The sequence below is a fragment of the Waltera sp. genome (assembly GCF_046969025.1).
Lineage (GTDB): Bacteria > Bacillota > Clostridia > Lachnospirales > Lachnospiraceae > Acetatifactor > Acetatifactor acetigignens.
On record NZ_JBKVQF010000034.1, the window covers coordinates 1 to 12,207 of the forward strand.

Below are 12,207 nucleotides of genomic sequence, written 5' to 3' on the forward strand. Positions count from 1 at the left end.
GAACCCCAAACGCAAAAATGCGGCAGCTATGTTGTGAAAATACAACGTAGCTGCCGCTTTTTGTTTCGTATAGAGATTTTATGCTGACAGGCAACTTCTCCTGTGGTTAAATCAATTTGTCGTTGGCAAGTGTCAAACACTCCTGATTTGGCATACGCCCAAATTTACGCCAATTTAGCGCAGTTCCTCAAGCAATGCCGTGCATCCTTCCAGTATATCCTGCCATGTGGCTTCAAAATCTCCCGTGAACCATGGGTCTGCCACTTCACGGGGATGATCCGTATGCGCCATCAGCAGCGAGACTTTATGCTGTGGGTCTCCGCCGACAAGCCGCAGGATGTCGCACAGATTACTTTCGTCCATGCCAATCAGATGATCATACCGTGCATAATCCAGCCGGGTCATCTGCCGGGCGGTCTTGCCGTTGCAGTCGATGCCATGTTCTGCCAGCTTCTGCCGTGCAGGAGGATAGACCGGATTTCCGATTTCCCATGCACTGGTGGCGGCTGATGCGATTTCAAATTGCTCGGATAGTCCTGCCTTGGACGTAAGGTCTTTCATCACATACTCCGCCATCGGGCTTCGGCAGATATTTCCGAGACAAATAAATAAGATCCTGGTCATGCCGGGTCGTTCTCCTTTTGGCTTACAAAAGCATAGCCGCCGTGGGTAGTGCGGATAAAGCTACCGCAGCCGGCCAGCTTCTTTCGCAGATTGGAAACGGTATTTGCCACGACCTTTAAGGTGTCGTCACAGTTTTGTCCCCACACAGCACGGAAAAGCTCTTCTTTTGAGAAGATTTGTCCTTCGTGGGAGGCAAGCATCAGCAGCAAATCGAACTCCAGTCGTGTAAGGGAGACTTTTCTGCCGTTGCACGACACTTCGTGGGCCATTCCGTCCAGTGTAAGCCCCGGAAGAACCAACTTCTCCCATGAATCAATGGATATTTGCTCTGCCTCGATGTACTCTCGTTCCAGAAGCATCCGGATCTTCTGCTCCAATTCCGGGTCAGGCTGTCGGGTCTTTATAACGATCATGGCAAACTCCTGCGTGTATTTTACTCTGCGGCGGTATCCATTTCCCGGAGCAGGTTTACCATCTCGATGGCACTGACTGCACAGTCATAGCCTTTATTACCTGCTTTGGTGCCTGCCCGCTCGATGGCCTGTTCGATGTTTTCGGTGGTCAGAACACCAAAGAGGACGGGAACCCCGCTTTCCAGCGAGACCGTGGCAATGCCTTTGGAAACCTCATTGCACACATAGTCGTAATGGCTGGTAGAACCGCGAATCACGGCACCAAGGCAGATCACAGCATCATACTTTCCGCTTTTTGCCATTTTAGAGGCAACCAGTGGGATCTCAAAAGCACCCGGAACCCATGCAACATGAATATCAGCGTCCTGCACATCGTGCCGGAGCAGACCATCCATTGCTCCGCTCAGAAGTTTGGACGTGATAAATTCGTTGAATCGGGCAGCTACGATACCGACCTTGATATTCTGAGAAACCAGCTTGCCTTCAAATGTTTTCATTTTTAAATACCTCTTTCGTTGTTAATATTCCAGAAGATGCCCCATCCGTGCCTGCTTCGTTTTCAGGTAAAACAGGTCATACGGGGTCGCCGTCATCTGAATGGGTACGCGCTCGGAGATCTCCAGCCCAAACTCGGAGAGCTGATATACTTTGTCCGGGTTATTGGTAAGCAGGCGCAGGCTTTTTACGCCAAGTTCCCGGAGGATCTGTGCGCCGAGATAATACTCCCGTTCATCTCCATGGAACCCCAGAGCGAGATTGGCTTCCAGCGTATCCATGCCCTGCTCCTGAAGTTCATAGGCACGCAGCTTGTTGATCAGACCGATGCCCCGGCCTTCCTGCCGCATATAGAGCAGGATACCCCGGTCTTCTTTTTCGATCTGCGTCATGGCAGCGGCCAGCTGTTGGCCGCAGTCACAACGCAAAGAGCCAAATGTATCTCCTGTCAGGCATTCCGAGTGGACGCGGCACAGAATATCCTTTCCATCGCCAATGTCACCTTTTACCAGTGCAATGTGATGCTCTCCGTTCAGGCGGCTCACAAAACCATAAGCTCTGAAGGTGCCATACTTGGTGGGCAGGTTCACTGCCGTCACCTGATCGACCAGTTTATCGTGACACTTGCGGTACTCCTGTAAATCACGGATGGTGATGAATTTGATCTGGAAACGCTCTGCCAGCTTTGCCAGTTCAGCGGTGCGCATCATCGTGCCATCCTCCCGCATGATCTCGCAGCACAGGCCGCATTCTTTCAGCCCTGCCAGACGGCACAGGTCAACGGTTGCTTCCGTGTGACCGTTGCGCTCCAACACACCGTTCTTTTTTGCCAGAAGGGGGAACATATGGCCCGGTCTGCGGAAATCTTCTGCTTTTGCGTGATCGTCCACACAAGCCATCGCCGTAATGGAACGCTCTGCGGCAGAAATGCCCGTAGAAGTAGAAACGTGGTCGATGGACACCGTAAATGCCGTTTCATGGTTGTCGGTGTTATGCTGCACCATCTGCGGAAATTGCAGCTTCTGGACGAAAGCCTCGGACATCGGCATACAGATCAGACCTTTGCCGTGGGTCGCCATAAAGTTGACGTTTTCGGTGGTGGCAAATTCGGCAGCACAGATGAAGTCCCCCTCGTTTTCACGGTCGGGGTCATCCGTTACCAGAATGATTTTTCCTTGCTTCAGGTCTTGCAAAGCTTCGGGAATGGTATTGAAGTTCATCGTAAACTCTCCTTAAAAGCCGCAGCGCAGCAGCATTTCTTTTGTGAGCGTGTTTTGCTTCGGTGTTTCTGATGGAAGCAGCCTCTCGATATATTTTCCAACAACATCGGTTTCCAAATTGACAAAATCCCCTTTGTGCCGTTGGTTCAGGTTCGTCTGACGGACGGTGTGCGGTATCGTGGACACGGAAAAGCCCGTAGGTTCCACCGCAGCCACGGTCAGGCTGATACCGTCTATTGTGATAGAGCCTTTTTCAACGACATAGCGAAGGATCGCAGAATCTGCATGAATGATGTACCAGATAGCCGTATCGTCTTTTCGGATATTAGCAATGCGTCCGACGCCATCCACATGGCCTGCTACGATGTGTCCGCCAAAACGTCCGTTGGCCGGCATGGCACGTTCCAGATTGACAGCACTTCCAACGGTGAGCTGTGCAAGTGCAGAGCGGTTCAAGGTCTCGTGCATGACATCCGCAGCAAAGCTATCCGGGAAGAGCTGCCTGACGGTCAGACAGATGCCGTTGACGGCGATGCTGTCGCCGATCCTGGTTCCTTCCAGAACCGTTTTTGCACGAACAGTCAGTACGGCGGAATGCTGTCCCCGATTGATGGATTTTATTGTTCCGACTTCTTCCACGATTCCGGTAAACACGGGTACTCCACCTCACTTTCGATCAGGAAATCTTTGCCAAGCTGTTCCAATCGGCTGTTCTTCAGGCGGAATGCAGCATCCGGAAGCGGGACACCTGCACCCTCAATGGGTGCTTTGGCATCCCTTCCTCCGAACAGCTTCGGGGCAATGTAAGCCTGTACCTGCTGCACGATGCCGCTTTCCAGTGCAGACCAGTTCAAGGTTCCGCCGCCTTCCAGTAGAATGCTGTCGATCTGCTCCTGCCCCAGCTGTTCCATCAGTTGCAGAAGATTCACATGACCGCAATGCGCTTCCAGACAAAGGACCCGGCACCCGGCCTGTTGATATGCCGCCTGCTTCTCCGGGTCGCCGCAGCAGGTCGCAAGAATGGTCGGAACCTGTTTGGCGGTCATGACCATCTGGGATTGCAGCGGTGTCCGCAAATGTGTATCACAGATGATCCGGACGGGATCACGGCCACCCTCTATCCGGCAGGTCAGCAGTGGGTCATCTGCTAGGATGGTTCCGACTCCCACCATAATGCCGCGGAATCGGTGTCGCTGCCGTTGAACATGATTCCGGGCAATTTCCCCGGTGATCCATTTGGAAGCGCCTGTGTATGTGGCGATTTTTCCGTCCATCGTCATGGCGTATTTCATGGAAACGAAGGGGCGTTTTGTGGTGATATAGTGGAAGAACACCTTGTTCAGCGCATCGCATTCCTCTTGCAGAACATTTTCGGTCACATCTATGCCGTGTGCGCGCAGGATTGCAATTCCTTTTCCAGCCACCAGCGGATTCGGGTCAGCAGAACCCACGACCACCCGGTGAATGCCCGCGTCCAGAATCGCATCCACGCAGGGCGGCTGCTTTCCGTAATGGCAGCACGGCTCCAATGTCACATACAGGGTCGCTCCCTGCGGATCTTCGGTGCAGGATGCCAGCGCATTGCGCTCCGCATGAGCCTGACCGTATCTCTGGTGCCAGCCCTGTCCGATGGTCCTGCCCTCTTTTACGACCACGGCACCCACCATCGGGTTGGGAGATGTCCATCCGCAACCTTTTTTTGCAAGCTGCAAAGCCAGACGCATATACTCTTTGTCGTTCATCGTGTCGCCTCCAAAAGAAAAAGCCCTGAACAAAACCGTTCAGGGCAAGCCGAAAAGACACAAGGGACCCTTGTGCAAAAAAGAAAGCTCCAGAATGCAAACGCATCCCAGAGCAGCCTCCACAAGCGCAGAACCGTGCGGGCTCTGCGCTTGGTATCTTCTTTCATCCAGACTGTACTGTCGGCTTCGGAGTTTCACCGAATCATGCCTTGCGGCTCGTGGGCTATACCACCGGTAGGGAATTGCACCCTGCCCTGAAGATCTTTATAAAATTGTCTATGTATAAGACTATAATCTTTCTTTCCTTTTCTGTCAAGAGAATTTTTCTGGCTTTCTATACTGCCTCCACCGTATAATGGGCTTTCCAGATACCGCCCGGTGCAATCAGATTTCCCCACTCCCGATCTTTTAAATCTCCGGTAAAATCAGCACTGTCACAGCGTCCATACCATGGCTCTACACATATAAACGGTACATCTGCTCCCGCCAGTGACCAGACTCCAAACAATGGAGCATCCATCGTAACGGTCAGATAGGGATTTCCTTCCATGTCACAAAGAGAGACTTCATGCACATTCTGATTTTCAATCACAAGGGCATCATCATCAAACAGATGATCGGTAACTGTCAGATAACTATTTTTCAATTCATAATCCACAGTACCGTTTCCGACCAGACCATCCACAATCGTTGTACTTGTAAGCGGACCAGCTACATCAAAGCGGATTTTACAATTTTTCGGACGATTGAATGCCGGATGCCCGCCAATCGAAAACGGAAGTTCTTCCTCCGAAGGATTTTCCACCTGCCAGAGCACTTCCAGCTTATTTTCCTCGATGTGATATCCAATACGAAGGGTAAACGCATAAGGATATTTTGCCATGGTTTCCTCATTGGATTTTAATACAAACCAGAGCGTATCCTCCGTCTGAGAATCCAGCGTAAAATCCATATCGCGGGCAAATCCGTGCTGTCCCATGGTGTAAGTCTGTCCTTTGGTACGAAACTGTTTGTCTTTTACCGCTCCAACAAACGGAAACAGTACCGGTGAGGTGCGTCCCCAGAATTTTGGATCAGCTTTCCACATATATTCTTTTCCGGTATTTTTACGGACCAGAGATTTTAATTCTGCCCCATGTTCCTCCACTTCGATTGCAATGAGTTCATTCTCAAGCTTATGTCTTGCCATATGTTCCATCTCCTCTGATTCTATAAATTACGCGTTACCGCTTCACTTTTTCTCTCCCTGTCCATTTTATCTTATGCTATTTTACCGAGGTTTGTCAATGGACTGAATTTGCGAAGAAGTAGCAACAGATACTAAATCTTCAAGTGCAAGCACTCTAGGTTCCTCCGGATTACTGTCTCTGTTTACAATAGTGTTAATCTGCTTTGGTATATTTTTATTCACAAGCTCAGGGAAAACCACTCTGACATACATTCACTCCTTTACACTTTTGCTGATATACTTTTTCAGAATTACAGTTTATTCTATAATCTCCCAATACCCATTTTTCGGTGAACCATGACGAACCACAATATCTGATTCTTTCATTTTTTTAATATTATTTTCAACAGTCCGCCTAGATATATCTATTCTGTCTGCTATTTTTTTGACCGAAATATATTTATCTTCTGCTATACAATCTAGTATTTTCTCCTGAGTCTCCGTCAATTTCTGTGCTTTTTCTCTGATACGGACTTTATCTCCGAAATCATTTCCACCATTTACTCCACCATTTACTCCACCATTTACTCCACCATTTACTCCACTATTTTCTCCACCATTTGCATTATGCTGCACATTCCTATATAAATTCACCCGAAACATATCATCAAATACTTCCACAGTCGGAACAGGCAGTCCATATTCTCCAGCAACACTTATAATTCTTCTGATGCCACTTCCCCACGCTTCTACCAGTCCCATCTGACCAAATATATTTGCAATCAGCTTGTTTCTAATCTTGGAATGACCTTTCATCACTTCCTCGTAGGTTAGTCCATTGTATAGTCCACCTGGAGATGTCACTTCTAAGCGATCATCATAAATTGCCACCTGTATGCAGGATTCATCTAACAGGTTTCTGTGACAATGTGCGTTGATTATCATTTCACGAATTGCTTCTACTGGGAGTTCATAGCTTTCCCGACGCACTAAGCCATCTATTGTCACTCCAAGTCTGATATTTCTCAAAACAAAATCAACCGCACTCTCTATCTGCTTGTATATCGGTCCAGTATATTCCCGTTTATCAAGAAAAACCGTTCTATCCGTTCCCTTGAATACGGCGCACTGCGTCTTTGCAAACGGAAAATAATCTGATGTTAGCAGCACATACGCATTTGATGCAAGCACATTGCCTTCGCTTTTCTTCAAAATTTTCCAATTAAACAACTGCTCTTTTCTTACATCATGCCCCGAAAGTCCTGCCTTCTTTCGGAAATCTTCAATATCCTTGCATAAAGACTGCGTTGCTTCTTCCGTCACTTCATATCCTACACAAGTAAGCTCATCCCAAGAAATACGGGCGCCTTCCATCTCCAGCTCACTTATCTTTTCCTGATGCGCATGTCTGGAAGTACCAGCCACACGAATATAGGTGCCTTTCGCCTTACCTTGGGCTTTAATATAATATGGTCGGTTTTTTCCTGCTTCCACCGTGATAACAATGACTGTCTTGCCATCAACCGTCTGCGGCCCAATGTCCGGTATGATCTGCGGTTCACAAGAATCTGATATAGCATTTGTCAAAGCGTCCATAGCTTGAAACAAACTATCATTGTCAACACCAACTACCTGATGTGTTTTATCATCAATACCTATGACCAGTCTGCCACCCTGTGTATTGGCAAAAGCCACAACTGTTTTCATATATTTTTCGCTTTTATCCGGTACAACTACCTTGTATTCAATATTCTTTGATTCGCCAGAAAACAGCTCATCTTTTGCCATAATGCTACCTCCAATTTTCTTGTTCTAATCTCTACTTTCATCTTATCAAGCAGATTATCCGCTGCATCCGGTGCCATCAGATCCTTTGAAATATAATGCACTATATCTCCGCCTTTAATTGATTAAAAGCCTCATCAACAGATACAGCATCAATTCTTTTTGCCTGTGCAAGTCCGGTCTGCATCATAGTATCAAATTCAGCTTGTGTTATAGAATCTCTCGTAGCAAGTTTATCCGGAATATCAAGTGAAAATGGTACTCGTGCTGTTACATTTGCAGTTTTTGTTGCCATAGTATGCACCTCCTATTTCCGATAGTGTTCCACCTTGTATGGCTTTTTACAACACAAATATTTTTTAACCAGCCATTTAAATGAGGAGTTTTCTCACCATCTCAGCATCAAAGGTAACAGATTTCAGATGATCCACCTCAATCTGATACAGCGCATTTGCAGCAATATGTTCTGCCGCCTGCTCCAAATCACGGATTCCACTGGTACCCGAATACAGATCCACGATTGTATTTAATGCCTCATCTGTGATGATACATTCCTCTTCCTTTAAGCTCATGCGCTTTAATACCTTAGGCAGTGCAAATTTTGAGAAGATAATCTTCTTTTCCTCAAACGTATAATCCGGGATATCAATTACCGCAAAACGGGACAGAATCGGTGCGCTGATCTGCTCCTTATCGTTTGCTGTTGCAATCGGATAAACACCAGATGTCGGGATCATACACTCGATATAGTTATCTGTAAATCCCAGATTATCCAGAAGTGTCAGTAAGACATCTGCCGGATTTCCGTTTCCTTTTCCAGAAGCTGCCTTATCCAGCTCATTGATAATAAATACCAGGCTTGACTCTCCTGCCATGGCAAATGCATCCATGATGATCCCCGGCTTTGCGTTAGCATAAATTCTCGAACTTCCGGTCAGCTGCTCCGGATCATTGATGGAACTCATATCAAGAGTTGTCCACGGAAGTTTTAAAATACGGGCAACTGCATAGGCAATCTGCGATTTTCCGGTTCCTGCCGGTCCCACCAGAAGCAGTCCGTATGCCGGAAGCGTATGTGTGCGGTTGATCTGAATGATCGTCTCAATGATTCTCTGCTTTACACGCTCCATGCCATACAGTTCCTCATCTAAAATCCGACGGGCTTCCTTGGGATCAATGGCCTCAAAATAATTGTTTTTCCACTGGATATTCATCATGATGGAAAGTGCACGCTGTGCATGACGCCGCTCTTCCGGAGACACTTCATTGGAACGTGCCACTGCTAAATTCCGGCGTGCCCACAACCGGATGTTATCCGGCATGGTCCGTCCTGCGCAGGTCATAAAATCGGTGATGCTCTGAATACTGGTGAGCTTCATATCATCGCCGTCTTCCTCCTGCTCCTCATCCACCGCTTCCTCACTCGGTGCACTGCTGGCAAACAGACGCTCCATCATAAACTGTAAAAAGCCATCTTCCGCGGAAAGCTTTTTTCCACCGCCAAATGCAATTTCACGGATCTTATACACAGCATATCCATCCGGTGTGTTCTCTCCAGACAGCCGGACATTAATGTGGTTTTCCCCCAGCCAGCGAAGCAGATTGACAAAACGGGCATCCACCCGCAAAATATCCGCACATACAGTTCCGTCTTCCTGGGTAAACTCAAATGCTGTGCGCTTTGTCTGGTTCGTGAACACTCCGCAGGAATGATATTTCCACTGCTTTGCCGTATTATCTAAAACCAGAATCGGATATTTTGCACTTGCAGTGTTTTCATTCGACTGAAATGTTGTATAGGTACACTCACAGGCTTTCTTTTCTTCCGTTGTATTGCTGAAATCAAATACAGGCATATCTATCTCCCTTCTACATGATTTAAGGGTCAAAAACAGTTTTGACCCTTATCATGCATAAACAATTCTGTTATTTTCTACGAAAGCAGTGCTTTATCACTTGCAAATTCCTCACCGCTTACTTTTTCAAACTGATGCAGCAGATCTCCGACCGTAAGTTTCTTTTTGTCTTCACCTGCGATATTTAAAATAACTTTTCCTTCATGCATCATAATCAGACGGTTTCCATGGGCAATCGCATCCTTCATATTGTGTGTTACCATCATGGCCGTCAGATGATTCTCTGAAATGATCTGATCCGAAATCTCAAGTACCTTTGCGGCAGTCTTTGGATCCAGCGCAGCCGTATGCTCATCGAGAAGCAGAAGCTTCGGTTTCTGGATGGAAGCCATCAGAAGCGTGATTGCCTGACGCTGTCCACCGGATAACAGACCGACTTTTGATGTCAGGCGATCTTCCAGTCCAAGATGCAGGGTGGAAAGCATTTGGCGGTATTTCTCGCGTTCCGCTTTGGTAATTCCCCATCGCAATCCCCTGGATTTTCCACGTCTTGCTGCAATTGCCATATTTTCCTCAATGGACATTGTGGTAGCCGTACCGGTCATCGGGTCCTGGAACACACGTCCCAGATATTGTGCCCTGCGATGCTCGGATAACTTTGTCACATCCTCGCCGCCGATATAGATTTTTCCGGAATCTACCGGCCATACACCGGCTACGGCATTCAGTGTTGTCGATTTTCCTGCACCGTTTCCACCGATCACTGTGACAAATTCGCCTTCCTCAAGTGTCAGGTTGACACCGTCCAGAGCCACTTTTTCATTTATCGTACCCGGATTGAATACTTTCCGGATATTTTCAATTTTTAACATCTCACTCATCGGTTACAGCCCCCTTGTTGCTTTTTTCTTATTCTTCAGATATGGAATCGCAAGGAAAATTGCTACCACGATTGCTGAGAACAGTTTCAGATCATCCGATGGGAATTTCAGCCACAAAATGATGCTCAGCACAAGGTAGTAAATGATCGCTCCAACGATCACGGAAAACAGCGTATATGCAAATGCCAGTTTCTTTCCTGCACACAGTTTTCCAAACAGTACATCTCCGATAATAACGGCAGCCAGACCGATAACGATTGCGCCTCGTCCCATATTGACATCCGCTGCACCCTGATACTGTGCATAAAGTGCACCGGACAGACCAACGAGTCCGTTGGAAATCATCAGTGCCAGTACCTTACAGAAGCTGGTATTGATTCCCTGTGCACGCGCCATCTGCGGGTTACATCCGGTTGCCCGGATGGCATGCCCCTGCTCGGTTCCGAAATACCAGTAAAGAATCGCCACGATCACTACCCCAAACAGGATACAGGTGGTAAATACTTTAATTTTTGCTGCTGTATCACCGGATACATAACGAAGCGATACCGCAAGGGAATATTTATCCACACTGATCGCCTGATTGGACTGTCCCATAATATTCAGATTGATGGAGTACAGTGCAATCTGCGTTAAAATTCCGGCAAGAATTGGAGGAATTCCCAGTTTGGTGTGCAGAAGACCTGTGACCATTCCCGCAAGCATTCCTGCAGCAAATGCAAAAATAAGGGAAACCCACGGATTCATATCACTGCGGATCAGCATAACCGCCACAGCTCCGCCGGTTGCAAAAGAACCGTCCACCGACAGATCCGCAAAATCCAGAAGTTTGTATGTAATATATACTCCCAATGCCAGAAGGCCCCAGATCAGACCCTGTGCAATGGAGCCCGGCAGCGCACGAAACAGCGCCAGCGGACTTAAGGAAGCAAAATAAGCAGATATTAACACGATACCCATCCCCCTTAATTATTCAGCCTCGATAGCCTTGTAATCATCCGGAATTTTAACGCCCAGCTGATCACAGATATCTTTGTTGTATTCTTTGGTTACGTTTGGTGCAGTCTCAATCTTCATGGTTGTAATGTCCGCACCGTTTACTAAAATGTCATATGCCATTTCACCGGCCTTTTTTCCGATGTCATAATAACTGATGGAAAGCGTTGCCACTCCGCATCCTTTACAGATACCTTCCTCTCCGGCAATAATCGGAGTTCCTGCCGGAAGTGCGATATTGTTGATTGCTTCTGTGTTCTGTGCCATGGTATTGTCTGTCGGAATGTAAATGACATCTGCATACTCGGTTGCACTCTGTACCACAGAACCGATATCATTGGAATCGGAAGCGGTAAACTCTTTGTAGCTGATACCGTCCTCATCCAGGTATTTTGCAAACTCGGTTGCCTGATATTTGGAGTTTGCCTCTGCAGAGCAGTAAAGTATTGCGACATGCTTTGCATCCGGATAGAGCTCTACGAGCATATCCTCCTGCTGATCAAGCGGAGCCAGATCGGATGTTCCGGAAATATTTCTTCCGGTTGTGCCACTCCAGTCATCAATCTCCAAAGCCGTTGCATAATCGGTAACGGAAGTTCCCAGAATCGGAATATCGGTTGTCGCTGCTGCACATGCCTGTAAAGCAGTGGTTGCATTTGCAAGAATCAGATCCACATTGGCAGATACGAAATTATTTGCAATTGTAGAAGCATTTGCCTGCTCGTTCTGTGCATTCTGGAGATCAAATTTTACATTGTCTCCCAGCTTTTCCTTTAAGACATCCTCAAATCCCTGTGTTGCCTGATCCAGTGCCGGATGCTCCAGCTGCTGGCAGATTCCGATGTTATATACTTTACCGGATGCACCTGCACTCTGTGTCCCGTCTTTTGCTGCATCTGCGGAATTTCCACAGGCGCCCAGGGATACCATCATGGCTGCTGCCACAGCAACCGACATTGCCTTGTTTAATTTTTTCATAGTTGTTCCTCCATTTATATTTTATATAGTCAGATAGACTTTAAGCCGC

The 12,207-nt window shown here is 47.4% G+C and carries 13 protein-coding genes and 1 riboswitch; all 13 genes read right to left on the reverse strand.

Annotated features, from left to right (window positions below; translation table 11 throughout):
- Nucleotides 1–174 precede the first annotated feature (174 nt).
- The 13 genes from ACLTOH_RS14290 to ACLTOH_RS14350 all read right to left on the reverse strand — a co-directional run bounded on the left by ACLTOH_RS14290 (nt 175) and on the right by ACLTOH_RS14350 (nt 12,158).
- Nucleotides 175–624 (reverse strand): low molecular weight protein-tyrosine-phosphatase, encoded by a 450-nt coding sequence (locus ACLTOH_RS14290; protein WP_015565338.1) that lies wholly within the window; start codon nt 622–624, stop codon nt 175–177.
- Nucleotides 621–1,037 carry a winged helix-turn-helix domain-containing protein gene (locus tag ACLTOH_RS14295; protein WP_412224288.1) on the reverse strand — a complete coding sequence of 139 codons (417 nt, stop codon included), beginning with the start codon at nt 1,035–1,037 and terminating at the stop codon, nt 621–623. The genes ACLTOH_RS14290 and ACLTOH_RS14295 overlap by 4 nt, the downstream gene beginning before the upstream one ends.
- A gap of 20 nt (nt 1,038–1,057) precedes the next feature.
- Entirely contained in the window at nt 1,058–1,534 is a 477-nt protein-coding gene (ribE, locus tag ACLTOH_RS14300) for a 6,7-dimethyl-8-ribityllumazine synthase (RefSeq protein WP_097781396.1), read from the reverse strand.
- 21 nt (nt 1,535–1,555) lie between these two features.
- A complete protein-coding gene (locus ACLTOH_RS14305) occupies nt 1,556–2,752 on the reverse strand; it encodes a bifunctional 3,4-dihydroxy-2-butanone-4-phosphate synthase/GTP cyclohydrolase II (RefSeq protein WP_097781397.1) in 1,197 nt (398 codons plus the stop codon).
- A gap of 12 nt (nt 2,753–2,764) precedes the next feature.
- The gene (locus ACLTOH_RS14310) at nt 2,765–3,406 is read right to left on the reverse strand and encodes a riboflavin synthase (protein ID WP_412224289.1); all 642 of its coding nucleotides are present in this window, start codon (nt 3,404–3,406) and stop codon (nt 2,765–2,767) included.
- Nucleotides 3,370–4,494: a bifunctional diaminohydroxyphosphoribosylaminopyrimidine deaminase/5-amino-6-(5-phosphoribosylamino)uracil reductase RibD gene (gene ribD, locus ACLTOH_RS14315; protein ID WP_097781398.1), complete on the reverse strand. Its 1,125-nt coding sequence runs from the start codon at nt 4,492–4,494 to the stop codon at nt 3,370–3,372. Before ribD ends, ACLTOH_RS14310 begins: the two co-directional genes overlap by 37 nt.
- A gap of 151 nt (nt 4,495–4,645) precedes the next feature.
- Nucleotides 4,646–4,760, reverse strand: a riboswitch (FMN riboswitch).
- A gap of 68 nt (nt 4,761–4,828) precedes the next feature.
- Nucleotides 4,829–5,683 carry an aldose 1-epimerase family protein gene (locus tag ACLTOH_RS14320; RefSeq protein WP_412224290.1) on the reverse strand — a complete coding sequence of 285 codons (855 nt, stop codon included), beginning with the start codon at nt 5,681–5,683 and terminating at the stop codon, nt 4,829–4,831.
- A gap of 297 nt (nt 5,684–5,980) precedes the next feature.
- The gene (locus tag ACLTOH_RS14325; RefSeq protein ID WP_155175085.1) at nt 5,981–7,450 is read right to left on the reverse strand and encodes an RNA-binding domain-containing protein; all 1,470 of its coding nucleotides are present in this window, start codon (nt 7,448–7,450) and stop codon (nt 5,981–5,983) included.
- Between the two features lie 100 nt (nt 7,451–7,550).
- Entirely contained in the window at nt 7,551–7,742 is a 192-nt protein-coding gene (locus ACLTOH_RS14330; RefSeq protein WP_117832966.1) for a hypothetical protein, read from the reverse strand.
- A 76-nt stretch (nt 7,743–7,818) separates the two neighbouring features.
- Complete coding sequence (locus ACLTOH_RS14335; protein ID WP_055066888.1) at nt 7,819–9,303, reverse strand: AAA family ATPase; 1,485 nt, start codon at nt 9,301–9,303, stop codon at nt 7,819–7,821.
- A gap of 77 nt (nt 9,304–9,380) precedes the next feature.
- Nucleotides 9,381–10,175 carry an ABC transporter ATP-binding protein gene (locus ACLTOH_RS14340; protein ID WP_172679172.1) on the reverse strand — a complete coding sequence of 265 codons (795 nt, stop codon included), beginning with the start codon at nt 10,173–10,175 and terminating at the stop codon, nt 9,381–9,383.
- Between the two features lie 12 nt (nt 10,176–10,187).
- Entirely contained in the window at nt 10,188–11,129 is a 942-nt protein-coding gene (locus ACLTOH_RS14345; protein ID WP_242853338.1) for an ABC transporter permease, read from the reverse strand.
- Between the two features lie 24 nt (nt 11,130–11,153).
- A complete protein-coding gene (locus ACLTOH_RS14350; RefSeq protein ID WP_412224292.1) occupies nt 11,154–12,158 on the reverse strand; it encodes an ABC transporter substrate-binding protein in 1,005 nt (334 codons plus the stop codon).
- Nucleotides 12,159–12,207 lie beyond the last annotated feature (49 nt).

What these genes read in the sequence shown, in the direction of transcription:
- ribD (WP_097781398.1), bottom strand. Translation starts at nt 4,494, where the DNA reads ATGAACGACAAAGAGTATATGCGTCTGGCTTTGCAGCTTGCAAAAAAA.
- ACLTOH_RS14335 (WP_055066888.1), bottom strand. Translation starts at nt 9,303, where the DNA reads ATGCCTGTATTTGATTTCAGCAATACAACGGAAGAAAAGAAAGCCTGT.
- ACLTOH_RS14290 (WP_015565338.1), bottom strand. Translation starts at nt 624, where the DNA reads ATGACCAGGATCTTATTTATTTGTCTCGGAAATATCTGCCGAAGCCCG.
- ACLTOH_RS14295 (WP_412224288.1), bottom strand. Translation starts at nt 1,037, where the DNA reads ATGATCGTTATAAAGACCCGACAGCCTGACCCGGAATTGGAGCAGAAG.
- ACLTOH_RS14320 (WP_412224290.1), bottom strand. Translation starts at nt 5,683, where the DNA reads ATGGCAAGACATAAGCTTGAGAATGAACTCATTGCAATCGAAGTGGAG.
- ACLTOH_RS14340 (WP_172679172.1), bottom strand. Translation starts at nt 10,175, where the DNA reads ATGTTAAAAATTGAAAATATCCGGAAAGTATTCAATCCGGGTACGATA.
- ribE (WP_097781396.1), bottom strand. Translation starts at nt 1,534, where the DNA reads ATGAAAACATTTGAAGGCAAGCTGGTTTCTCAGAATATCAAGGTCGGT.
- ACLTOH_RS14350 (WP_412224292.1), bottom strand. Translation starts at nt 12,158, where the DNA reads ATGAAAAAATTAAACAAGGCAATGTCGGTTGCTGTGGCAGCAGCCATG.
- ACLTOH_RS14330 (WP_117832966.1), bottom strand. Translation starts at nt 7,742, where the DNA reads ATGGCAACAAAAACTGCAAATGTAACAGCACGAGTACCATTTTCACTT.
- ACLTOH_RS14305 (WP_097781397.1), bottom strand. Translation starts at nt 2,752, where the DNA reads ATGAACTTCAATACCATTCCCGAAGCTTTGCAAGACCTGAAGCAAGGA.
- ACLTOH_RS14325 (WP_155175085.1), bottom strand. Translation starts at nt 7,450, where the DNA reads ATGGCAAAAGATGAGCTGTTTTCTGGCGAATCAAAGAATATTGAATAC.